Annotated in this window: 25 protein-coding genes; 23 read left to right on the forward strand and 2 right to left on the reverse strand. The window is 40.6% G+C overall.

Translation table 11 applies throughout. From position 1 onward, the window contains the following. The gene (locus EO117_RS01845) at positions 1-504 is read right to left on the reverse strand and encodes a methylated-DNA--[protein]-cysteine S-methyltransferase (RefSeq protein ID WP_126938825.1); all 504 of its coding nucleotides are present in this window, start codon (positions 502-504) and stop codon (positions 1-3) included. Between the two features lie 125 nt (positions 505-629). Between EO117_RS01845 and EO117_RS01850 the strand changes: the two genes are divergently transcribed. From EO117_RS01850 to atpC, 15 genes are all read left to right on the forward strand, one after another. Next, on the forward strand, positions 630-1,004 hold the full coding sequence (locus EO117_RS01850; RefSeq protein ID WP_126938826.1) for a RidA family protein: 375 nt from the start codon (positions 630-632) through the stop codon (positions 1,002-1,004). Positions 1,005-1,144: 140 nt separating this feature from the next. Further along, positions 1,145-2,134 carry a YitT family protein gene (locus EO117_RS01855; RefSeq protein WP_126938827.1) on the forward strand — a complete coding sequence of 330 codons (990 nt, stop codon included), beginning with the start codon at positions 1,145-1,147 and terminating at the stop codon, positions 2,132-2,134. A 4-nt stretch (positions 2,135-2,138) separates the two neighbouring features. Further along, a complete protein-coding gene (locus EO117_RS01860) occupies positions 2,139-3,863 on the forward strand; it encodes a phosphoglucomutase (RefSeq protein WP_126938828.1) in 1,725 nt (574 codons plus the stop codon). A 192-nt stretch (positions 3,864-4,055) separates the two neighbouring features. Beyond that, complete coding sequence (locus EO117_RS01865; RefSeq protein WP_126938829.1) at positions 4,056-5,078, forward strand: glycosyltransferase family 4 protein; 1,023 nt, start codon at positions 4,056-4,058, stop codon at positions 5,076-5,078. Positions 5,079-5,467: 389 nt separating this feature from the next. Then, positions 5,468-6,613 carry a non-hydrolyzing UDP-N-acetylglucosamine 2-epimerase gene (gene wecB, locus EO117_RS01870; protein WP_126938830.1) on the forward strand — a complete coding sequence of 382 codons (1,146 nt, stop codon included), beginning with the start codon at positions 5,468-5,470 and terminating at the stop codon, positions 6,611-6,613. Between the two features lie 188 nt (positions 6,614-6,801). Beyond that, on the forward strand, positions 6,802-7,005 hold the full coding sequence (locus EO117_RS01875) for an AtpZ/AtpI family protein (RefSeq protein ID WP_164727463.1): 204 nt from the start codon (positions 6,802-6,804) through the stop codon (positions 7,003-7,005). A 9-nt stretch (positions 7,006-7,014) separates the two neighbouring features. Next, a complete protein-coding gene (locus EO117_RS01880) occupies positions 7,015-7,389 on the forward strand; it encodes an ATP synthase subunit I (RefSeq protein ID WP_126938832.1) in 375 nt (124 codons plus the stop codon). Positions 7,390-7,415: 26 nt separating this feature from the next. After that, the gene (atpB, locus tag EO117_RS01885) at positions 7,416-8,087 is read left to right on the forward strand and encodes a F0F1 ATP synthase subunit A (RefSeq protein WP_126938833.1); all 672 of its coding nucleotides are present in this window, start codon (positions 7,416-7,418) and stop codon (positions 8,085-8,087) included. A gap of 20 nt (positions 8,088-8,107) precedes the next feature. Next, entirely contained in the window at positions 8,108-8,380 is a 273-nt protein-coding gene (gene atpE, locus EO117_RS01890) for a F0F1 ATP synthase subunit C (protein WP_009353316.1), read from the forward strand. A gap of 29 nt (positions 8,381-8,409) precedes the next feature. After that, complete coding sequence (gene atpF / locus EO117_RS01895; protein WP_126938834.1) at positions 8,410-8,904, forward strand: F0F1 ATP synthase subunit B; 495 nt, start codon at positions 8,410-8,412, stop codon at positions 8,902-8,904. A gap of 4 nt (positions 8,905-8,908) precedes the next feature. Beyond that, positions 8,909-9,475, forward strand: coding sequence for an ATP synthase F1 subunit delta (gene atpH / locus EO117_RS01900; RefSeq protein ID WP_126938835.1), 567 nt, complete (start codon positions 8,909-8,911; stop codon positions 9,473-9,475). 2 nt (positions 9,476-9,477) lie between these two features. Next, positions 9,478-11,013, forward strand: a complete 1,536-nt coding sequence (gene atpA / locus EO117_RS01905) for a F0F1 ATP synthase subunit alpha (RefSeq protein ID WP_126938836.1) — start codon at positions 9,478-9,480, stop codon at positions 11,011-11,013. A gap of 3 nt (positions 11,014-11,016) precedes the next feature. Next, positions 11,017-11,871 carry an ATP synthase F1 subunit gamma gene (atpG, locus tag EO117_RS01910; protein ID WP_126938837.1) on the forward strand — a complete coding sequence of 285 codons (855 nt, stop codon included), beginning with the start codon at positions 11,017-11,019 and terminating at the stop codon, positions 11,869-11,871. A gap of 22 nt (positions 11,872-11,893) precedes the next feature. Then, positions 11,894-13,312 (forward strand): F0F1 ATP synthase subunit beta, encoded by a 1,419-nt coding sequence (gene atpD / locus EO117_RS01915; RefSeq protein WP_009353331.1) that lies wholly within the window; start codon positions 11,894-11,896, stop codon positions 13,310-13,312. 3 nt (positions 13,313-13,315) lie between these two features. After that, on the forward strand, positions 13,316-13,573 hold the full coding sequence (gene atpC / locus EO117_RS01920) for an ATP synthase F1 subunit epsilon (protein WP_126938838.1): 258 nt from the start codon (positions 13,316-13,318) through the stop codon (positions 13,571-13,573). A 70-nt stretch (positions 13,574-13,643) separates the two neighbouring features. Here the strand turns inward: atpC and EO117_RS01925 are convergent, their stop codons facing one another. Further along, positions 13,644-14,783: a pyridoxal phosphate-dependent aminotransferase gene (locus EO117_RS01925; protein WP_371413066.1), complete on the reverse strand. Its 1,140-nt coding sequence runs from the start codon at positions 14,781-14,783 to the stop codon at positions 13,644-13,646. 454 nt (positions 14,784-15,237) lie between these two features. Here EO117_RS01925 and EO117_RS01930 point away from each other — a divergent pair, with 454 nt between their 5' ends. The 8 genes from EO117_RS01930 (at position 15,238) to clpX (ending at position 22,402) form a co-directional block, all read left to right on the forward strand. Beyond that, positions 15,238-16,371, forward strand: coding sequence for a RuBisCO large subunit C-terminal-like domain-containing protein (locus tag EO117_RS01930; RefSeq protein ID WP_240632559.1), 1,134 nt, complete (start codon positions 15,238-15,240; stop codon positions 16,369-16,371). A 5-nt stretch (positions 16,372-16,376) separates the two neighbouring features. After that, positions 16,377-17,189 carry an MBL fold metallo-hydrolase gene (locus EO117_RS01935; RefSeq protein ID WP_126938840.1) on the forward strand — a complete coding sequence of 271 codons (813 nt, stop codon included), beginning with the start codon at positions 16,377-16,379 and terminating at the stop codon, positions 17,187-17,189. 47 nt (positions 17,190-17,236) lie between these two features. After that, positions 17,237-17,716 carry a 23S rRNA (pseudouridine(1915)-N(3))-methyltransferase RlmH gene (gene rlmH, locus EO117_RS01940; protein ID WP_126938841.1) on the forward strand — a complete coding sequence of 160 codons (480 nt, stop codon included), beginning with the start codon at positions 17,237-17,239 and terminating at the stop codon, positions 17,714-17,716. Positions 17,717-17,730: 14 nt separating this feature from the next. Beyond that, on the forward strand, positions 17,731-18,630 hold the full coding sequence (locus EO117_RS01945; RefSeq protein ID WP_126938842.1) for a hypothetical protein: 900 nt from the start codon (positions 17,731-17,733) through the stop codon (positions 18,628-18,630). Positions 18,631-18,641: 11 nt separating this feature from the next. Continuing rightward, positions 18,642-19,103 (forward strand): CBS domain-containing protein, encoded by a 462-nt coding sequence (locus EO117_RS01950; RefSeq protein ID WP_126938843.1) that lies wholly within the window; start codon positions 18,642-18,644, stop codon positions 19,101-19,103. Between the two features lie 100 nt (positions 19,104-19,203). Continuing rightward, positions 19,204-20,532 carry a trigger factor gene (gene tig, locus EO117_RS01955; RefSeq protein WP_126938844.1) on the forward strand — a complete coding sequence of 443 codons (1,329 nt, stop codon included), beginning with the start codon at positions 19,204-19,206 and terminating at the stop codon, positions 20,530-20,532. Positions 20,533-20,572: 40 nt separating this feature from the next. After that, positions 20,573-21,166, forward strand: coding sequence for an ATP-dependent Clp endopeptidase proteolytic subunit ClpP (gene clpP / locus EO117_RS01960; RefSeq protein ID WP_206168581.1), 594 nt, complete (start codon positions 20,573-20,575; stop codon positions 21,164-21,166). Positions 21,167-21,178: 12 nt separating this feature from the next. Beyond that, positions 21,179-22,402: an ATP-dependent Clp protease ATP-binding subunit ClpX gene (gene clpX / locus EO117_RS01965; protein ID WP_126938846.1), complete on the forward strand. Its 1,224-nt coding sequence runs from the start codon at positions 21,179-21,181 to the stop codon at positions 22,400-22,402. The last annotated feature ends 50 nt before the right edge of the window (positions 22,403-22,452 follow it).

A 22,452-nucleotide genomic window follows, 5' to 3' on the forward strand; every position in this document is an offset into this window, starting at 1 on the left:
CTACTTGTCCACGAAATCGATATGCTCGATAGTCAATAAGGCTCTCTTAATGGACAGCCCTCCGGTGTACCCCGTGAGGGCTTTTCCTTTGCCTAGTACACGGTGGCAAGGTATGATAAGGGAGATAGGGTTAGCGCCGACAGCTGAGCCGATGGCTTGGGCTCCTCTTGGTGTGGGTGAGTTAAATACACGTTGGCTCAGCTCACCATAGGTAAGGGATGTACCGTAGGGAATGTGCTGTAACTGAGACCATACTTTTTGTTGGAAGGCTGTGCCTTGAGGTGCTAGGGGAATCGTCATAGAAGGGACTTGCCCGTCGAAGTATTGATCTAGCCACTGCACGGCTCGTGTGAGTATAGGGGAGGTGGTACTCTCCACCTGCAAGATAGGATCTGAAAAGGTGATGGATTGTGTGGGGAAGGTGAGTCCCACCAAAGCGTAATCGGTGGCGTATAAGGTGAGGGTGCCCAAAGGGCTTTCATAATGAGTATAACAAATAGCCATAAGAAATATCCTTTCATCCTAGAGGTGAATATAGTACAATAAATGTATGAAAAATAACTACACTTGCTAAGCATAACATGCTATACTATTGTATATTATATGACGTATATATGAAAGGAGATACGATGAAACAGATACATACAGAACAGGCGCCAGCAGCACTAGGTCCATACTCGCAAGCTTATGTAGCGAATGGATTCGTGTTTATTTCTGGTCAAGGAGGGATTGACCCAAGTAAAGGGGCTCTCGTAGAGGGCGGCGTTGAAGCACAAACTCTACAAGCAATGAAAAACATTGAGGCTATTTTAAAAAAAGCAGGTACGGATTTTTCTAAAGTAGTAAAAACGACTTGTTTTTTAGCGGATATAGATGATTTTGCTAAATTTAATGCCATTTATGCAGAGTATTTTACGTCTAAACCTGCTCGTAGCTGTGTAGCGGTCAAAACATTACCAGCGAACTTCTTGGTGGAAGTAGAAGTGATTGCTTTAGCAGAATAAAAGCATTACATCTACCTTAGGGCATTGGAATGTTTAAAAAGCTGTTACATTATGCGTACTTGTTAATGTAACAGCTTTTTGCATATTCGATATGCGGTATAATGGTGAGGATAGATTAGTAGTTTTGTATAGGTGAAAGTATGACACAAAAACCAAAATATGTAAGTACTTTAAAAACATTAGTATATACCACTGTAGGAGCCACTGTCTTTGCCGTAGGGGTACAAGGATTTATCGTTCCCCATCAATTATTGAGCGGCGGTATTAGTGGACTAAGCTTGATTATTTATTATGTGACTCAAGGCATCTTGAGTTTAGGGTCGATTAACTTTTTGTTGAATATTCCTGTCTTATATGCAGCCTGGAGATGGTTAGGACCATGGCATCTAGGAGTTACGCTGTTCGGGACTTTATTTATGTCCATTGTCATTAACGTATTAGCTCCGTTATCTACCCTGGGGTTGACTCATAATCCAATTATTGGCGGTATTTTAGGGGGCTTATTTTCTGGTTTGGGTCTAGGTATTGTATATCGTGGTGGAGGAAATACGGGTGGCATCGATCCCATTGCGTTGATTATTAGAAATCGTTTGGGGTTACAAATTGGTAGTATTTTATTTTCTATTAATATGATGATTTTGGTAGCAGGTGCTATTTTGATTAATATTGAAGCAGCAGCTACAACCTTGATTAGTACTTACTTATCGGCTATGGTCACCAATAAAGTAATTAGTGGATTTAATCAACGGAAAGCGATGTTTATCATTTCCTATAAACCAGTAACAATTTGTAATTTAATTATTGATAAAATTGGCCGTGGGGCTACGATTTTAAACGGAGAAGGTGCCTATACACATCAACCAAAACAGGTTATTATGGTAGTAGTAAGTTTATTGCAAGTGGCTCGATTGAAAGCGGCCGTAGAGGCAGAAGACCCGACAGCATTTATGGTTATCACTGATGCGGCGGAGGTTATCGGCACGGGTTTCTCAGCAAAATCTACAAATGGTGCGGTAGAACGGGTATTGCAAACTTGTGATCCAGTGAAAGCAGCGGAAGCGGAACAAATGATTCATGAAGTACAAATTGCTAGACATGAGATTCCTGTGGAAGAAGAGAAGGAGAAATGATAATATGGCACATCCATTGGCAGGACAACCTGTAAAAAAAGAAGATTTGATTCATGTAGATACAGTTGTGAAAGACTTTTTTCGTATCGTCCCTAATTATGAGATTCCAGAAGAGCGGGTAAGCTTTGGTACGTCTGGACATCGTGGGATTGCCTCTAAAGGAACATTTAACGAATTACATGTGGCAGCCATTGTGCAAGCGATTTGTGATGTACGTCAAGAGTTTGGTGCCACAGGACCTTGCTATATCGGACAAGATACACATGCGTTATCACAGCCAGCCTTGCAAGTAGCCATTGAAGTCTTATTGGGGAATCGTGTAAAAACACGTGTTGATGCACATCGTGAATTTGTGCCTACTCCCAGTGTATCTCGTGCTATTTTGCGACACAATGCAAACGCATCAGAAGATACTATAGCAGATGGTATCATCATTACGCCGTCCCACAATCCGCCAGAACATGGTGGTATTAAATATAATCCTCCACATGGTGGACCAGCCGATACAGGGGTAACAAAACGGATTGAAGCCTTAGCTAACGAATATTTGCAAAAAGGGTTAGACAGTATTCAACGATTCTCCTTTCATCATCTAGTGGGCGCTCATGAAAGTGCTCATTGTGGTTGCTGTCATCATGAAGAAGAGAAAAGAGTAGCTCCTGCTGCTATTTCTGTAGAGGAAGCGGGCCAATACCTAGAGCCCTATGATTTTAAAATGGCCTATGTAAAAGAATTGCCTCAGATTATCAATATGAAAGCGATTCAACAAGCTAATCCAAACATATTAATTAACGCCTTAGGTGGTAGTGGTGGCGCTTATTGGCATGCCATCGCTAAAGAATATAATCTAAACTTGACCATTATCAATAGTGACTATGATCCAACATTTAGTTTTATGTCTTACGACCATGATGGCGCGATTCGTATGGACTGTTCTTCCCCATATGCTATGGCAGAAGTGGTGAAAAGCCTAGGTGACCATGTGCTAGCTATTGGAAATGACCCAGACTATGATCGTCATGGTATCGTGACAGAAGAAGGTTTATTAGCACCAAATCAATATTTAGTAGTAGCAGCTAAGTATTTGAATGAAACCCGTCCATGGGAGGGGAAAGGTGTTGGTAAAACAGCGGTTGTTACAGGTTTGATGGATGCGTATTGCAAAGATTCTAATCATCCAGTGTATGAAGTGCCAGTAGGGTTTAAATATTTTGCACCTTTATTATTTGATGGGCGTATTGGCCTTGGGGCAGAGGAGAGTGCAGGAGCTTCCTTCTTGCAACACGATGGATCTGTATGGACTACCGATAAAGATGGTATCATTTTAGGGCTATTAGCTGTGGAAATGGTGGCAACTACGGGGAAAACACCTACTCAACACTATGCTGATATTACGGCACAATGGGGCACTCCAGTGTTCCAACGTGTGGATATGCCTTGTACGGCAGAAATTAAAAGTGCTCTAAAAGGAATGAACCCGAGCGATGTGACTGTAACAAAGCTAGGGGGCAGTCCAATCCTAAATATTCGTACGACCTCGTTGTTTGAAGATCAGCCTATTGATGGTGTTAAAATTGTGACGGATACTGGATGGTTTGTTGCGCGCCCATCAGGAACGGAAAATTTATATAAAATGTATGCGGAGTCCTACTTAGGCGAGGAAGGATTGGCACATCTGATGGAAGATGGTAAATGCATCATTGAGGGGTTAGTTACAAAATCTGCATGATTTGTAAAAACTATACCAAGTGAATAAAGAGCAAGGGATTCTATAAGTTTACTGCACCTGTTCTTGTATGTGCGATGTGTAACTGATATAATTAATAAATATGGTCTATATACAATGAACTTAGTATTCTAATGACAGACTATTGATAATCACTTGTAATCATCATGAGATACCGCGTATGGAGGTGTTGGAATGACAGTATATTTATGGGCCTTTGTCATTGCTCTCGTAGTAACGTATATTTGCACGCCTTTGGTGAAACAATTCGCTGTTAAGGTGGGTGCTATTGATAAACCAGATGCACGTAAGGTGCATCAAGTGTCGATTCCACGATTAGGGGGATTGGCCATTTATATTGGCTATATGGTATCGTTGCTGTATAGTGTGAAAGATATATCTTCAGTGAAAGGATTGATTGTAGGTTCTATCATCATAGTAGCAGTAGGTATTTGGGACGATATTAAGCAAATCGGACCGAAAACGAAATTGATGGGACAAATTTTGGCGGCACTTATGTTGCCACTATTTGGCAATGCTGTACATTTTATCAGCATTGGTGACCATCTGTTGTATTTAGAATATTTTGCTATACCGTTAACGGTATTTTGGATTGTAGGGTTTACGAATATTGTGAATCTGATTGATGGACTAGATGGATTGGCAGCAGGTATTTCCCTGATTGCGTGTATTACGATTTGCATCGTGACTTTGCAAATGGGTCAAATTGAATTGGCATGCATTACCTTGGCACTAGCTGGGGCAGCTTGCGGATTCTTGCGTTATAACTTTAATCCTGCCAAAATATTTATGGGTGATACAGGCAGTATGTTATTGGGGTATACCATGGCGGCTATTTCCGTCATGGGCAGTGTTAAAACGGCAGCGACTGTGGCATTAGTGGTACCAGTTATTGTATTGGGTTTACCGATCTTAGATACATTATTTGCCATTGTACGTCGACGTATTAATGGTCGCCCTGTATTCCAACCAGATAAAGGACATTTACATCATCGTCTATTGGCGATGGGACTCACTCAAAAACAAGCAGTGTTGTTGATGTATGCCATCACGGCACTCTTAGGTTGCGTGTCTATTGTAGCGGCGAAAGCAAACTTTGTTATCGGAGTCTTGCTAGTGCTTGTTATACTCTGTGCATGCGTGTGGACAGCAACGAAAATTGGGATTATATCCAAAGACAACGACGTTCGTAAATAGCTATGCAAAACGCCAGGAGCTCATGCTTCATGGCGTTCTTCATTTTTTGCCAAAGGGAAAGCGTGACACATTCCTTCACAAACGGTATTTCATAATGTTTGTTCAGGAACATGCCACGCTTTCTGGCGTTTGTAGAATTAAGTGTATTACGCCATGTTGCTTACGCTTATGGCGTTTTGCCTTGTATTTGCTCATTCCGTGGTGGGAGGGGGATGGTGTTCGCACATGGTATCTTGTTTGGCTATACTTCTTTATAGTTTGTACTAGTATGGAAGGCTTGTACATGATACAATAGAGATAATTGAAAAAGCTTAATAAAGTGATTTAGGAAAGTTTGTGGATGACAGCTTTCATGGTAAAGGAAGTAAATGAAATATGTGGGAGGTACTATGTTAAAAGTCATGACCATATTTGGGACACGTCCTGAGGCAATTAAGATGGCGCCTGTTGTTAAGGCGTTGGAAGCGGCGCCTGATATGGAGTCTATTGTTACGGTGACGGCACAACATAGAGAGATGTTAGATCAGGTGTTGCATTTGTTTTCTATCACTCCTGATTATGATTTAAATATTATGAGCCAAGGGCAAACCTTGTATGATGTCACTTGTCGTGCTTTGATGGGCTTGCAAGAGGTCTTACAAGAGGCAAAACCTGATGTTGTACTTGTGCATGGAGACACAACAACAACTTTTGTAGGAGCCTTGGCAGCGTTTTATGAAGGGATTCCTGTAGGCCATGTGGAGGCAGGTCTTCGGACAGGCAATATTTACTCCCCCTTCCCAGAGGAGATGAATCGCAAGTTGACAGGGGCCATTGGGACATACCATTTTGCACCGACTACTACATCGGAAGCGAACTTATTAAAAGAAAATATAAATCCAGATCACTTATATGTAACTGGAAATACAGTTATTGATGCATTACAAACGACAGTAAAGGATGACTATACCTTTAAAGAAGAGTTGTTGAATACCATAGATTATGTGAACCAAAAGGTTATTTTGGTTACCACCCATCGTCGTGAAAATCTAGGTGATCCAATGCGCAATGTGTATGAGGCAATCCGTGATATTATTGGAGAACATGAAGAGGTAGAAGTCATCTTCCCTATGCACCGCAATCCAAAGGTGCGCAGTATTGTACAAGAGGTCCTAGGTGATATGCCACGGGTACACTTGATTGAGCCATTGGAATATGAACCGTTTGCAAACTTGATGGATCGCACTTACCTCATTATGACAGACTCTGGTGGTATTCAAGAGGAAGCACCATCCTTGGGTAAGCCTGTATTGGTGCTTCGTGATACGACAGAACGTCCTGAAGCGGTCCAAGCAGGCACAGTAAAATTGGTAGGTACTGATAAAACAACTGTGTACTCTACAGCTAAAGAGTTAATTACGAATGCAGAAATGTATACGGCTATGTCAAATGCAGTGAATCCTTATGGGGATGGATTAGCATCAGAGAGAATTGTGCAAGCCTTACGGCATGAATTTTTTGAGCAACAAGAAAAACCATCTTCCTTTGGGAAATAATAGTCAGGTCATGCATTTTAGTTATAATTAAGTCGACAGCTACTTTCATTGACAGTGCAAGTATGAATTGTACGTGGTTTTGCATCAAATCCTGTAGAAAGTTTTGACAAATATAAAATTTATATATTGTTAAAATAGTTTTCAGTAATGGTATAATTTACAATGTTAGGAATGTAGGAGGTATGTCTATGGGGAAAGAAAAATCGGAACTATGGATGGCTATCTCTAAAGCATCTACCACAGGATTTACTATACTTTGTTCTATCGGTGTCTGTATGGGTCTTGGTTATGCCGTTGATTACTACGCAGGAATCCATCCTTGGGGGCTACTTCTAGGTGGATTAATCGGTGGATTTCTAGGACTATATGGCGTCATACGTCAGTACATGTAAGGAGACTGTATGAAAGAATATATCACCTATATCAAAAGTCATTGTCGATGGATACTTGCAGTGGCTATACTAGGTGTAGTTGTGTTATGGTTACTAGATTGGTCTAGTCATATTACTGGTTGGCTATGGGGAAGTATGACCTATGTCGTATATTTCTTGTATTTAGCATTGCAAACCTACAAGATGAAAGACGCCACCCTAGAAGATGTAAAACGACGAGTTTGGATTGGTGTTATGAGCCGATTTAGCTTAATTGTATTGTTGGTAGGTATCAGTACACAAATACCCTCGATTTCCATGAAAGGTGTATTAGGGGGAGTTTGCGTCTTTGTTCCCATGCAATATATTGAGTATAGTATGTATGTGCGCCAACGTAATAGGTAATCATCTATGTGAAAGGGGGTGGGAATATGGAGTTGCATGCAGGGCATCATCATGTTGTTCAATGGATGGGTACATCTTTTAATATGGATACGTTGTATATGACGTGGTTAGTGATGGGTATTATTATTGTTGTTACCCTATTAGCTACGCGCTCACGTGCCATGGTACCACAAGGGATTCAAAATGTGATGGAAAGCGTGTTAGAAGGATTGACTGGTCAGTTTAAAACAAATTTAGGCAATCAATGGAAGTTTTTAAGCTCCATACTATTTACGTATTTTCTATTTATTTTGGTAAGTAATGAGTTGGGATTGATTCCAAGTCCACATATCTTGGCATCGCCAACAAATGATATTAATACGACCTTGGGACTAGCTATTTCAAGCTCAATTCTTGTGTGGATTGTAGGTTTGAAAGTCAAAGGAATTGGCTATTTTAAGCACTTTGTACAACCATTTAAATTATTTATCATCATCAATTTAATGGAAGAAATAGCGAAACCTGTCACATTAGCATTCCGTTTGTTTGGTAACATACTTGCGGGGGAAATTCTTTTAGAATTGTTATATGCATTGGTACCCTATGTACTTCCTATCGTATGGTTAGCGTTTAGTCTAGCAATCGGTATTATTCAAGCGTTTATTTTTGCCATGCTCGTTACCTCATATTTGGGGATGACAATTGGAGATGGACATTAATAGTTTAGGAGGAAATCATAATGGAATTATTATTAGCAAAAGCGTATGTATTGGTTGGTTCTGCCATTGGCGCTGGTTTAGCAATTGGTTTAGCTGCGATTGGTGCAGGTATTGGTGACGGTCTTGTATCTGGTAAAGCTTTAGAAGGTATGACTCGTCAACCAGAACAATCCGGTAAATTGTTTACAAATATGTTAATTTCTGTAGGCTTGATCGAAGCAGTGCCTATTATTGCAGCAGTTATCGCGATTGTATTAGTGTTCGCAAACCCATTGGTAGACTTACTTAAATAATAGACATTAGCTAAGAGGAGGTATGACCGTTGGTAGATTTAAACGGCACACTCGTACTTCAGATTTTAAACTTTATTGTGCTAGTGTTGATTTTAGCAAAGTATGCGTATAAACCGTTATTGCAAACTATGGAAGAACGGAAACGTCGCATTGAGAATGATCTTACCAGTGCAGAACAAGCTAGAGAAGAAGCAGCTGCGTTGAAAGCTGAATATACAGCACAATTGCAAGAAGCTCGTAAAGAATCACAAAGTATTATCGAGACGGCAAAACAACAAGCAGAGGCAGAATCACAAGCACAAATCAAAGAGTTACGAGCTCAACTAGTGAAAGAAAAAGAAATTGCCCGTCAAGAAATTGAACGGGAACGGGAAAAAGCAATGCAACAAATTCGTGCAGAAGTAGTGAATTTGTCTGTACAGGTAGCTGGCAAATTAATTGGAAAAGATTTTTCCAGTGCTGATAATGTGGCTCTTGTAGAGGATACCATTGCAAAACTAGATAGTACAACTATAAGGTCGTGATACGATGAGTGTAGAAAGAATTGCAGAAACATATAGCTCCGCTATATTTGAATTAGGACAGGAATCAGGTTTGTTACCGCAATTTGATACAGATCTTTCCTATGTGCAAGATTTATTTTCCACCCATGAGGAATTACGCCAAATTTTAATCAATCCTATGTTAGAAGTAGCTGGAAAAAAGAAGATTCTAGAGCAAATTTTTGGTAGCGAAGTGCATCCATTGATTATGAATTTTCTCTATGTCATGGTGGACCGCCGTCGCAGTCCATATATTTTGGAAACAGCTCGTGCCTACGTAAAACGCTCCCGTGAAAGTCGTGGTATTTTGGAAGCGAAAGTGACGGTTATCGAACCACTTTCAGAATCAATGCGGGAAAAAGTATTGAAAAAGTTACAAGAAATCACTGGCAAAGAATGTGTCATCGAAGAACATGTGGATCCATCCATCTTGGGTGGTATGGTCATTCAAGTGGGAGACACTCGGATTGATGGAAGTATGGCTAGACGATTGGAAGAATTGAAAAAATCATTGCTTAATGCAAGTACCAATAAGATTGGGGTGAATGGTTAATTATGAAAATGACGCCTGAAGAAATTACTGCCATTATTAAACAGCAGATTCAGGACTATAATGTTGAATTAAACGTAGATGACGTGGGAACTGTTCTGGAAGTAGGGGACGGTATTGCGCATATCTACGGTCTTGAAAAAGCCATGGCTGGCGAATTGTTAGAGTTACCTCATGGCGTATATGGCATGGTACTCAATTTAGAACAAGATAATGTAGGCGCCGTTCTCCTAGGTAATGACTTCTTAATCAAAGAAGGAGATGAAGTGCGCCGTACAGGTCGCATCATGCAGGTACCTGTAGGAGATGGCTTAATTGGTCGTGTTGTGAATGCTCTTGGTCAACCTATCGATGGGAAAGGCGAAATTGTAGCGGAAACACATCGTCCTGTAGAATATCCAGCACCTGGTATTGCAGATCGTAAATCTGTATTTGAACCAATGCAAACTGGGTTGAAAGCCATTGATGCGATGGTACCAATTGGTCGTGGTCAACGGGAGTTGATTATCGGTGACCGTGGTACTGGTAAAACAGCGATTGCTATTGATACCATTTTGAATCAAAAAGGACAAGATGTGATTTGTATCTATGTAGCGATTGGTCAAAAAGAATCTACTGTAGCTCGTGTGGTACAAAAATTAGAAGAAGCAGGAGCTATGGAATATACAATCGTCGTATCTGCAGGTGCTTCTGAAGGGGCTCCTATGCAGTACTTAGCACCTTATTCTGGGGTAGCTATGGGCGAACATTTCATGTACCAAGGTAAACATGTACTTTGCGTATATGATGATTTAACAAAACAAGCTGCTGCATACCGTGCGATGAGTTTGTTATTACGTCGTCCTCCAGGACGTGAAGCGTACCCTGGTGACGTGTTCTACTTACATTCTCGTTTATTGGAACGTTCTGCCAAAGTATCCGATGAATTGGGTGGCGGTTCTATTACGGCTTTACCAATTATCGAAACACAAGCAGGTGACGTATCTGCCTATATCCCAACGAACGTAATCTCCATCACTGATGGACAAATTTTCTTAGGTACAGATATGTTCTACTCTGGCGTTCGTCCGGCAGTTGACGTAGGTTTATCCGTATCTCGTGTAGGTGGTAGTGCACAAATCAAAGCGATGAAACAAGTAGCTGGTAAATTGCGCTTGGAATTGGCACAATATCGTGAATTAGCGGCCTTTGCACAGTTCGGTTCCGATTTAGATGCGTCTACAAAAGCACAACTGGATCGCGGTGAACGCTTAACAGAAATGTTGAAACAACCACAATATTCTCCATTGAAAGTAGAAGAACAAGTGGTATGTTTATATGCAGGCATTAATGGCTATTTCAAACGATTAGCGGTTCATGATGTACCAGCCTTCCAAGATGCATTATTACATTATGTACATGGTAATTATGCCAATGTATTAGCATCAATTAGAGATACTAAGAAATTAGAAGAAGATACAGAAAAAACATTGCAACAAGCGATTTTAGAATGTATTGATGTCTTTGGTGCTACTCACGAATTATTACCAGAGGAGGCGTAATCTATGAGTAGTGCACAAGACTTACGCAAGCGTATAAAAAGTGTCACTAATACGCAGCAAATTACAAAAGCTATGAAAATGGTAGCATCTGCTCGTCTACGTCGTGCACAACAAAAAGCGAAAGGTACTGAACCTTATACAGAACGTCTTCGCCATATGCTGTATCAAAGTATATCCGCCTTTGATGGAGGAGAGGGGTTACCTCTACTTACAGTTCGTCCTGTGAAGAAGGTAGCCTATGTGGTGATAGGTGCTGATAAAGGTTTAGCCGGTGCCTATACTAGTAATATCATTAAATACGTGCAAGCATTACTACAAGATAAGCCTGTGGAGGCTTACGGTTTATTTACGGTAGGGCGTAAGCCAACGGAATACTTCACAGGTCATGGCTATTCCGTGGTCTCTGATATGCAAGGTTTTTCTGATAAACCAGGCTTTCATCATGCCCAAGATATTGTGGAACAAGTGAAAACCATGTTCTTGTCTGGTGAGGTAGATGAAGTGGTATTGGTATACACCAAGTTTGTGAACTCCTTATTGCAAGAAGTGACTCATGAGCGCTTATTACCTCTTTCATTAAAAACAGATATAGAAGCAACTGGAGAAAGTTTATTTTATCCAGATCAAGGCTCTGTATTGGAACAATTGTTGCCAGCCTACGTGGAAAGCACTGTATATAATGCATTGCTACATGGGGCGGCTAGTGAATTAGGTGCCCGTATGACGGCCATGACATCCGCTACAGATAATGCAGGCGAATTGATTGGTACCTTGCACTTAGAGTACAATAAGTTGCGCCAAGCAGGTATTACTAACGAAATTTCTGAAATCGTAGGCGGTGCAAACGCATTGCAATAATTGATAAAGGAGTATCTCGTATATGAGTACAAATATAGGTAAAGTAGTTCAGGTTATTGGACCGGTGGTAGACGTCGTCTTCCCTAAAGGCGAATTGCCTGCTATTTACAACGCAATTACTATTACAAAAGGCGACGAACAAGCGTCTAAGATTGTTGTAGAAGTTATGCAACATCTGGGTGATGACACAGTTCGTTGTGTAGCCATGAGTTCCACCGATGGATTGACTCGTGGTATGGAAGCAGTGGATACAGGTGCCGCTATTTCCGTTCCTGTTGGTGATGGTGTATTAGGTCGTATTTTTAATGTATTAGGCGAAACAGTAGACCATGATCCAGCAGAAGTGAAAGTGAATGAACATTGGCCAATTCACCGTGCTGCTCCAAAATTTGATGAATTAGCACCAGAAACTAATATTTTAGAAACTGGTATTAAAGTCGTAGACTTAATTGCGCCATATGTAAAAGGTGGTAAAATCGGTCTATTTGGCGGTGCCGGTGTAGGTAAAACAGTTCTAATCATGGAATTGATTCATAACATCGCTACAGAACATGGTGGTTACTCCGTATTCGCAGGCGTTGGTGAACGTACCCGTGAAGGAAATGACCTTTGGAATGAAATGAAAGAGTCTGGCGTATTGTCTAAAACAGCCCTTGTCTATGGACAGATGAATGAGCCTCCTGGAGCTCGTATGCGCGTAGCTTTAACAGGTTTGACGATGGCGGAATATTTCCGTGATGTACAACAACAAGACGTGTTGTTATTCGTAGATAATATTTTCCGTTTCATCCAAGCAGGTTCGGAAGTATCTGCCTTGTTAGGTCGTATGCCATCTGCCGTTGGTTATCAACCAACATTGGCTAATGATGTAGGGGCCTTACAAGAACGTATTACATCGACCAAAGAAGGTTCCATTACGTCTGTACAAGCCGTATACGTACCAGCCGATGACTTGACTGACCCAGCGCCAGCAGCAACATTTGCTCACTTGGATGCTACTACAGTATTGTCTCGTTCCATTGCAGAACTTGGTATTTACCCAGCCGTGGATCCATTGGACTCCACAAGTCGTATCTTGGATCCATTGGTATTAGGGGAAGAACATTACTCCGTCGCTCGTGGCGTACAAGAAGTACTTCAAAAATACAAAGATTTACAAGATATCATTGCTATCTTAGGTATGGAAGAATTGTCTGAAGCGGATAAATTAACAGTAGCTCGTGCTCGTAAAATTCAACGTTTCTTGAGTCAACCATTCTTCGTAGCTGAAGTATTTACAGGCAGTCCTGGTAAATATGTGCCATTGAAAGAAACATTGCGTGGTTTCCGTGAAATCCTAGAAGGTAAACATGATGATTTACCTGAAAGTGCTTTCTACATGGTGGGAACTATCGATGAAGCTGTTGCCAAAGGAAGGGACATGTTAGGGAAAGGAGAATAATCTATGAGTACCATGCATGTAATAATTATTACTCCTGATGAAACAGTGTTTTCTGGAGACGCAACCATGGTGGTAGGAAAAGCTCTTGATGGAGAGTTTGGTATCCAACCACATCATATGCCTTTAGTGAGCGCTTTGACGCCAGGGGCGATTCGCATTGACCATGAGGGCAAGCGTGAAGAGTTTATCCTTCCAGGGGGATTCCTAGAAGTAGAAAATAACGCTGTGTATATCACGACAGCCTCTTGTGAACGTGCCTAATTACATATCGAAGAGATAGAAAAGGGTTGTACCGAACTACTGTAGTAGTGTTGGTACAACCCTTTTATGGTTACTTCTGCAATGTGGTTAAGAAAATCTTGATTCTTCGTAATGCCTCTTGGATCGTTTCCTTAGAGGACGCATAGGAACAACGGATACGGTTAGCGCCGCAGGTACCGAAGGCAGATCCTGGTACCACAGCTACATGTTGTTGTTCTAGCAATTGTTCGCAGAAACTTTCATCGGATAAACCAGTTTGCGAAATGTCTGGGAACACATAGAAGGCGCCTTCTGGAACGGCGATAGGTAAGCCCATATCTTGGAATCCTTTGACGATCATATCGCGGCGTTCTAAGTAGTCTTGGCGCATAGCCACTACAGAGTCATCACATTCATTGAGGGCTACGATGGCAGCATGTTGCACTGGAGTAGCAGGAGCAACGATGCTGTATTGGTGCAACTTAATGCAGGCTGTGATGAATGGTGCTGGGGCACAGAGGAAACCAATGCGAAGGCCTGTCATAGCATAGGCTTTGGAGAAACCGTTTAAGATGATGGTCCGTTCCTTCATGTCTGGCAAGGATGCCATGGATACATGATCTTTATGGTAGGTAAGTTCCGAATATATTTCATCGGAGATGATGATTAGATCATGGGCTTTCGCAAACTCAGCAATCGGTAATAGATCCTCATAGTCCATGATAGCACCCGTAGGATTGCTTGGGTAGCACATTAAAATGGCTTTCGTTGTATCTGTCACAAGTTTCTCTAACTCTTGTACACGAAGTTTGAAACCATCTTCTAAATACGTCGGTACAGGTACAGCTTTTCCTCCGCACATGTGGACTTCCGCTTCATGAGCCACGTAGGATGGGTTTGGGATAAGTACTTCATCACCTTCGTTCAAGAGTGCACGTAAGGATAAATCGATAGCTTCACTAGCACCGATGGTGAGCATCATTTCATCTGTGCCGTAGTGTACGTGATAACGGCGGTTGTACCAATTGCTGATAGCCTCGCGCAAAGGCAAGATGCCTGCATTAGGGGAGTAGTTGGTTTCGCCTCGGTTCACACTAGTGATTAACTCGTCAAGAACCGGTTGGGGAGGAATGTAATCGGGTTCCCCCACGCAAAGAGAGATGACATCGTCCATGGCCATTGCTTTTTCCCAAAACTTACGAATCCCAGAAGGGGGTAATGTTTGTGTCATAGTTGAAAGATAATTGTTCCAGTTCATAGATTGTCCTTTCCGATACAGCTGTATCTCTATATGCGATGTACAATGTGGGATGTATAATAAACGATATACCAAATACAAAGCATGATACAGTATGTATCATATATCTTATACGAGTATAGGAATGGTATATCTTACATAATGGTACTCGGTAGAGGTCATATGTAGTTATACAAGATCTAGTAGAATGATAGCGTTAACAATAGTAACAGTGTACCACATTCTAAGAAAAGAACCTAGTCGAGAAAAGGTTCTTTTTTGTTGCATATAGTGTATAATTGTAGGTATGACATAGTATTTCATAGAAACTTATGTCATACTATAAGAGTAGAGAAATGATAGGATGGATTCTCAAACGCTGTTACCGTATTATTATTGTAACAAACTTTCAGATGGATGATAAAAAGATAGAATAGATACTATTGTAATGATGGGAAAGGAGCTACCGATGGAAACATTTTCCGTTACCTATGCATTGCATGTTCCTACCTATGAAGAGGCGAAGCAAGTGGCTTGGTCCATACAGGTAGAACAAACTATAGAATTTCCTTACGAATTATTAGGCGAAAGTGATGCACGCCGTCATATGGTGGGGCAATTGATTTCGTTGGAACAAACAAAAGATTGTTTTTTGGCGAAAATTGCGTATCCTGTAGAGACATCAGCATTGGAAGCGACACAGTTTTTAAATGTAGTCTTCGGAAATTCCTCTTTGCAACCGCATATTTGGGTAGTGGACATTGAGTTGTGCCCAAGTTTAGTAGAGGTATTTAAAGGTCCTAAATTTGGTATAGAAGGTATTAGAAACCTATGTCACACACCTACTCGACCTATGATCCAAGCAGTGATTAAACCTATGGGTACACCCAATGAGGAATTGGCTCGTATGTGTCATGCCTACACCATGGGTGGCGCCGATGTGATCAAGGATGACCATGGATTGACGAATCAATCGTTTTCGCCTTTTAAAGATCGTGTATCACGTTGTGCCTATGCGGTGCAAGAGGCGAATGCTAAGAGCGGACATCATACCCTCTATGCAGCCAATGTGTCTGGCGATGGTACAGATGTGCTAGAACGTGCCCATTATGCGAAAGAAGCAGGTGCCACCGCTTTGATGGTAGCTCCTTCGTTAATCGGATTTGGTTGGCTTCATCGATTGGCTACCGATGATTCTTTACAGTTACCATTGATTGTGCACCCGGCTATGATGGGTGGATTCACCTTACCAGGTACATCAGGGATTGATGCTACGATTTGGATGGGATTATTGCCACGTATTTTCGGTGGAGATATGAATATTTTTGTATCCTATGGTGGACGCTTTACATTCGAACCAGACGTATGCCGTCATATTTGCGATGCGAATCGAGAGCCCTTGGCGACTATCAAACCGTCTTGCCCTGCGCCAGGTGGTGGTGTCACAGAAGCAAGATTACCTGAATTGATTACTATGTATGGAAAGGATACTATGTTCCTTGTAGGAGGCGATATGTTCCGACGAGGGCCAGATTTAACAGAGAATATGAAAGCTTTCATAGAGATATTAGAAAGAAGCTAGGAACAATGACAGCAAAAAATAAAGAGTTAGAAGTTCATGTCGTAGCTAGCGGTAGTAAAGGGAATTGCACCATTATTCGCAGTTCCCACAGTGCAGTGATTATTGATGTTGGTATTAGTTGTCGACGTATAACCAATGCCTTGCAAGAGCTAGAGATACCTAAGCATATAGTGGAAGGTATTGTTATTACACATGAACATTCCGACCACATTGCAGGGGTACCACAAATGATTAAGCAAATGGGCTTGCCTATTATCACAAGACCCAATACAGCAAGACGCCTCATGGATAAGTTTTCTTTACCTACGGAGTGCTTTCAAACTTTGGGAGCAAAGGAAGTGGCTATAGGAGATATGGTATTACAGCCATTTTCTACGAGTCATGATGCGGTAGATCCTATTGGTATTACTTGCTATAAAGGACAGACAAAAGCAGGATTGCTAACAGATACAGGAATGGTGTCCAAAGAGATGTTAGAGCACTTACATGATACAGATTTATTAGTGTTAGAAGCCAATTACGATGAACAGATGTTAATCTATGGACCCTATTCTCCAGAATTAAAACGGCGCGTAAAAGGAAATGCCGGGCATTTATCAAACGTAACGGCTATGAAAGTGTTATCAGCACTAAGACGACCTAAGGATATGGAAGTTGTTTTTGCCCACCGTTCAGAGCAAAATAACTCGCTTCATTTAGTAGAACAACTATCAGATCGCTTGCTAGATTGGTGTAAAGCGCAAGGACAAGAGGAATTTACAGCACATCATGGGGATCCAAAAGAGTATACCTCTATTGGGATATCTTATGATATATAAAATGCTGTAGTTTGAAATATAATGTACGCATTAGGAGATACGATGCTATGAAATTTTCTATTTACTGCATAGGAAAACTAAAAGAACCCTATTTGCGTGAAGGGGTGGCAGAGTTTGTTAAACGATTGCAACCCTACGGGGGTGTCAGCATTACGGAATTACCGGAAAGCAAATTAGGTGATAAACCAAGTCCATCAGATAAAGAAAAGGCACTCTATGATGAAGGACAACGATTACTCAAATATTGTACGCCTCAATCTTTTGTAGTGTTACTAGATGTGTACGGAAAACAAATGAGTTCTGAGGAATTAGCAAAGAGGATTGGTGAATTAGAAGTACAGGGGCATAGCGAGATGGTGTTTTTCATTGGCGGCGCTTTTGGTGTGTCCGAAGAATTACGACAACGGGCACAGTGGAAATTGTCCATCAGCCCTATGACTTTTACACATCAAATGGTACGACTTGTGCTAGTTGAACAATTATATAGGGCTTGTAAAATTAATCGGAATGAACCATATCATTGGTAGGAAAGGAGATATGCATGGCAAGTGCAATTGACAAAGGAATTACCTATGTATCTGCAGATATACAGGAACTGCCTATAGAGGATTCTGAGTTTGTTAGATACTATACAACAGAATTAACAGAAGGAAAAGAAGATATTCTTGCGATTCAAAGTGAAATACAAACATTGGTACAAGGATATGAGGGACTCTTTGTCGGATTAGAACAGAAGGGGCAATCAGAGACTCTAGAAGAACGTCGTCATATGGTGGCAGATAGTATACGAGAGTATACGAATGTGACGGATACAGTATGTACTGTATTAGATACCTACATGGATATGGCTAGCATGATTCAACAAATGGAAACATCTGGTGGCAATCCAGCATATTTACTACATCGTAAACAAGAATTATTAGAACAAAATGCAGCACTGAATACAATTTTTGATCGTGTAGATTATTATATTTCTACAGTGGTAGATATGCTTGCCAAAGAAACAGATTTTGCGAAAGCAGTATTAGCAAGCACTACAACTATATCGGAAGAAGAAACAGTACAAATTTTATTTTTACATCAAACGGCATTGAGTTCTTGTGTAGATATCAATAAAATGTTAGTAGAACGCTTACAGTTAATGGTACCTCGTCTTGAAGGGTTACGGGAAGATGTGATGAAAGTCCAAGTCCATTCCGTAGCGAATGATGTAGAAGAACGTAGAAAGCGATTGCAGGAATTGCGTCAACAAGCAAAAGTGGAAGATGTGATGGATTACGCCGATTTAGAAGGTCAATATCGTCATGCCTATGATGATGAAGGAAATCATATCGGAACCCATGAAGGTGGCGACGGTGGTAACCGGAAAAGCTTGGCTGCCATTTTGGTTGTAACAGCGATAGTAATAGCTATCTTTGCTGCATATGTATATATGAAATAGGAGGAATTACTATGATTTTACAAGAAATTATGAACAAATACCCAATTACTGTTGGTAAAGACGAACTAATTACGAATGTAGCTAAATTGATGGTAAAACATAATTTAACAGCCATTGCTGTAGTAGATGAAGAGAACAAATTAATTGGTATTGTATCGGAAGGGGATTTATTATATAAAAAAGTCCGCCCTCATGCTCCACACTATATTAATATTTTAGGTGCTAATATTTACTATGGCGGTATTGGAGAGTATGATGGACAATTTAAAAAACTTCTTGCTACTGAAGTAGCTGAAATTATGAGTACAGAAGTAATTACTGCCTATGCAGATGCAGAGGTGGAAGTAACAGTTAGTGCCATGGTAGAAAAACATTTGAAGAACTTGCCAGTTGTTGATGATGCGTATCATTTGATTGGTATGGTAAGTCGTCATGATATTATGAAACTTATCGCAGAAGAACAAGGTAAATAGGGGAAATAATTGCACGATTGACAACTTTATGATAATATTAAGAATGCAATATTAAAACTTATAATTTGGGTGCAGTATACCCTAAGGAGGAAATAGTTTCATGAAAGCAACTGTAACTGCTGTTGATCAGCACAAGGTATCTATTACAATCGAAATTCCAGCAGAAGACGTGAAAAAAGGCTTTGCACAAGCTGTAAAACGCATCGCTGGACAAGTTAATATTCCAGGCTTCCGTAAAGGTAAAGCACCTCGTAAAATTTTGGAAATGAACTATGGTAAAGAAGCTATCGCTGAAGAAGCGTTTGAATTATTAGCAGGTCGTGCTTATACAGAAGCACTTCGTGAAAACGAAATCGTTCCTGTTAGCAATCCAGAGATCGAACGTGAACAATTCGAAGAAGGTAAAGATTTAATCTTTAAAGCAACAGTGGTAAAACAACCAGAAGTAACTTTGGGCGACTACAAAGGCTTAGAGGTTGAAAAACAGGATGCTACTGTTACTGACGAGCAAGTAGAAGAACAATTAAACAATATCCGTAGCCAACAAGCAAAAATGGTAGCAGCTCCAGAAGATGCAACTGTACAAAACGATGACTTTGCAACAATCGACTTCAAAGGTTTCATCGATGGTGAAGCATTTGATGGTGGCGAAGGTAAATCCTACCCATTACAAATCGGTTCTGGCAGCTTCATCCCTGGCTTTGAAGAGCAACTAATCGGCCACAAAGCTGGTGAAGATGTAACTGTTACTGTATCTTTCCCAGAAGATTACTTCGTAGCAGAATTAGCTGGTAAAGAAGCGAAATTTGAATGCCATATTCATGACATTAAACGTAAAGAATTACCAGAACTTACTGATGAATTTGTACGTTCCGTATCTGTAGGCAAAGGAAAAACTGAACCATCCTACAATACAGCAGAAGAGTTCGTAGCAGACCTTCGCAAACGTATGGAAGATGATGCAGCACGTCGTGCTATCGATGCATACAATGCAGGTTTAGTGGAATTGGCTGTTAAAAATGCAACCGTAGATATTCCTGAAATCATGATTGAAGATCGCGCTGAACAAATGGTTCAAGAATTAGCTATGAACCTTGAAGGCCGTGGTTTGAAATTAGAAGACTACTTAAAATTCTCCAACAAAACTATTGAAGAATTACGTGAAGAAAATAAAGTGGCAGCTGCTGAAAACGTTCGCGCTGACTTAGTATTAGATGAAATCGCAAAAGCAGAAAACGTTCAAGTAACTCCAGAAGATATGAACTACGAAATCTTTGCTATGTCCCAACAATTCGGTGCTGACCCTAAAGAAGTATACGATATCATTGTAAAAGAAGGTCGTGTATCTATGTTAGCAAGTTCCGTAGCACGTAAAAAAGCAGCTCGTTTCATCGTAGACAATGCTAAAGGTGCTGAAAAAGCTGAATAATTGCTAATGCAGGTACATGTATAAGAGGTGTTAGATGTCTATGTATGTGCCAATCGTGGTAGAGCAAACTGGTCGCGGTGAGCGCTCCTACGATATTTATTCTCGTCTATTAAAAGATCGAATTATTCTATTGAGTGGCCCAATTGATGATACGGTAGCTAACAGTATCGTAGCCCAATTGCTATTCTTAGAATCGGAAGATCCAGATAAAGATATTCACTTGTACATTAATAGCCCTGGGGGAGTGGTAACTGCTGGTATGGCCATTTACGATACTATGCAGTACATTAAACCAGATGTATCTACAATTTGTGTAGGCTCAGCGGCTAGTATGGGTTCCTTGTTGCTCACAGCGGGAGAACCAGGTAAACGCTACGCCTTACCACACTCTCGCATTATGATTCATCAACCACTGGGCGGTGTTCAAGGGCAAGCATCTGAAATTGAAATTCACGCTCGTGAAATATTACGGTTGCGAGAAGAATTGAATGGTGTGTTAGCTTACCATACAGGTCAACCAATAGAAGTGATTGCGCAAGATACAGATCGTGATAATTTCATGTCTGCGGAGGCAGCAAAAACATATGGTTTGATTGATGAGGTGTTAACACGTCCGTCTTCGGCAAAAAAATAAGGAGATAGGGGTTTGAATAAAGACGATAAAGAAAGACGTTGTAATTTTTGCGGTAGAGCAGAAACGGAAGTCGAACGATTGATAGCAGGACCTAATGTATTCATTTGTAATGAATGTATTGATGTATGCCAGCATATTATTGAGGAAGACAAAATTGAAGAACTACCGGAAACGTTTGATTTAAACGATATCCCGACTCCAAAAGAAATTAAAGCGCATCTTGATCAGTATGTCATTGGTCAAGATGATGCTAAAGTTTCCTTATCTGTAGCCGTATATAATCATTACAAACGTTTGCAACATGATAATGTCATTGATGATGTGGAACTACAAAAGTCCAATGTACTATTTATTGGACCCACAGGTAGTGGGAAAACATTATTGGCCCAAACATTAGCAAAAATGTTACAGGTACCATTTGCTATGGCAGATGCTACTAGTTTGACAGAGGCAGGCTATGTAGGGGAAGATGTAGAAAACATTCTTCTTAAACTCATTCAAGCTGCCGATCATGATATCGAGCTAGCTGAACGCGGTATCATCTATATTGATGAAATCGATAAAATTGCTCGTAAATCAGAAAATCCGTCTATTACTCGCGATGTATCCGGTGAAGGTGTACAACAAGCATTACTGAAAATCCTAGAAGGAACAGTAGCCTCTGTACCACCGCAAGGAGGACGGAAACATCCAAATCAAGAGATGTTACATTTAGATACAACAAATATCTTGTTTATTTGCGGTGGTGCTTTCGATGGCATGGAAAAAGTGATTACGAAACGAACTGCAAAGAAAACATTAGGTTTTGGTGCAGATATTCAAAAGAAAGAGGAAAAAGATGTAGCCTCTATTTTGAAAGAAGTTGTGCCAGAAGATTTACAAAAATTCGGGTTAATTCCTGAATTTATCGGACGATTGCCAGTGATGGTTACGCTCAGCCCACTTGATGAAGAGGCTTTAATTAAAATTTTGACAGAGCCTAAAAATGCATTGACTAAGCAATACGAAAAAATGCTGGCTTTAGATGATGTAAAATTAGTCTTTGAATCAGATGCACTCCATGAGATTGCAAAAGAAGCCTTAGAACGCAATACGGGAGCACGCGGATTACGGGCCATTATTGAAAAAGTTATGAAACGTGTGATGTATGAAGTCCCATCTATGAAGGATGTAAAAGAATGCATTGTAACAGATAAAGCGGTTCGTGGCGAAGAAGAGCCAATACTCAATAAATGAGTCCACGCTGAAGTAATCAGATAGTAAAGGCAAAGAAACTCATTTCAAAG

Origin of the sequence: Veillonella sp. VA142, assembly GCF_003992135.1 — a bacterium.
Taxonomy (GTDB): domain Bacteria; phylum Bacillota; class Negativicutes; order Veillonellales; family Veillonellaceae; genus F0422.

What these genes read in the sequence shown, in the direction of transcription:
- EO117_RS01845 (WP_126938825.1), bottom strand. Translation starts at nt 504, where the DNA reads ATGGCTATTTGTTATACTCATTATGAAAGCCCTTTGGGCACCCTCACC.
- EO117_RS01850 (WP_126938826.1), top strand. Translation starts at nt 630, where the DNA reads ATGAAACAGATACATACAGAACAGGCGCCAGCAGCACTAGGTCCATAC.
- EO117_RS01855 (WP_126938827.1), top strand. Translation starts at nt 1,145, where the DNA reads ATGACACAAAAACCAAAATATGTAAGTACTTTAAAAACATTAGTATAT.
- EO117_RS01860 (WP_126938828.1), top strand. Translation starts at nt 2,139, where the DNA reads ATGGCACATCCATTGGCAGGACAACCTGTAAAAAAAGAAGATTTGATT.
- EO117_RS01865 (WP_126938829.1), top strand. Translation starts at nt 4,056, where the DNA reads ATGACAGTATATTTATGGGCCTTTGTCATTGCTCTCGTAGTAACGTAT.
- wecB (WP_126938830.1), top strand. Translation starts at nt 5,468, where the DNA reads ATGTTAAAAGTCATGACCATATTTGGGACACGTCCTGAGGCAATTAAG.
- EO117_RS01875 (WP_164727463.1), top strand. Translation starts at nt 6,802, where the DNA reads ATGGGGAAAGAAAAATCGGAACTATGGATGGCTATCTCTAAAGCATCT.
- EO117_RS01880 (WP_126938832.1), top strand. Translation starts at nt 7,015, where the DNA reads ATGAAAGAATATATCACCTATATCAAAAGTCATTGTCGATGGATACTT.
- atpB (WP_126938833.1), top strand. Translation starts at nt 7,416, where the DNA reads ATGGAGTTGCATGCAGGGCATCATCATGTTGTTCAATGGATGGGTACA.
- atpE (WP_009353316.1), top strand. Translation starts at nt 8,108, where the DNA reads ATGGAATTATTATTAGCAAAAGCGTATGTATTGGTTGGTTCTGCCATT.
- atpH (WP_126938835.1), top strand. Translation starts at nt 8,909, where the DNA reads ATGAGTGTAGAAAGAATTGCAGAAACATATAGCTCCGCTATATTTGAA.
- atpA (WP_126938836.1), top strand. Translation starts at nt 9,478, where the DNA reads ATGAAAATGACGCCTGAAGAAATTACTGCCATTATTAAACAGCAGATT.
- atpG (WP_126938837.1), top strand. Translation starts at nt 11,017, where the DNA reads ATGAGTAGTGCACAAGACTTACGCAAGCGTATAAAAAGTGTCACTAAT.
- atpD (WP_009353331.1), top strand. Translation starts at nt 11,894, where the DNA reads ATGAGTACAAATATAGGTAAAGTAGTTCAGGTTATTGGACCGGTGGTA.
- atpC (WP_126938838.1), top strand. Translation starts at nt 13,316, where the DNA reads ATGAGTACCATGCATGTAATAATTATTACTCCTGATGAAACAGTGTTT.
- EO117_RS01925 (WP_371413066.1), bottom strand. Translation starts at nt 14,783, where the DNA reads ATGACACAAACATTACCCCCTTCTGGGATTCGTAAGTTTTGGGAAAAA.
- EO117_RS01930 (WP_240632559.1), top strand. Translation starts at nt 15,238, where the DNA reads ATGATGGGAAAGGAGCTACCGATGGAAACATTTTCCGTTACCTATGCA.
- EO117_RS01935 (WP_126938840.1), top strand. Translation starts at nt 16,377, where the DNA reads ATGACAGCAAAAAATAAAGAGTTAGAAGTTCATGTCGTAGCTAGCGGT.
- rlmH (WP_126938841.1), top strand. Translation starts at nt 17,237, where the DNA reads ATGAAATTTTCTATTTACTGCATAGGAAAACTAAAAGAACCCTATTTG.
- EO117_RS01945 (WP_126938842.1), top strand. Translation starts at nt 17,731, where the DNA reads ATGGCAAGTGCAATTGACAAAGGAATTACCTATGTATCTGCAGATATA.
- EO117_RS01950 (WP_126938843.1), top strand. Translation starts at nt 18,642, where the DNA reads ATGATTTTACAAGAAATTATGAACAAATACCCAATTACTGTTGGTAAA.
- tig (WP_126938844.1), top strand. Translation starts at nt 19,204, where the DNA reads ATGAAAGCAACTGTAACTGCTGTTGATCAGCACAAGGTATCTATTACA.
- clpP (WP_206168581.1), top strand. Translation starts at nt 20,573, where the DNA reads ATGTATGTGCCAATCGTGGTAGAGCAAACTGGTCGCGGTGAGCGCTCC.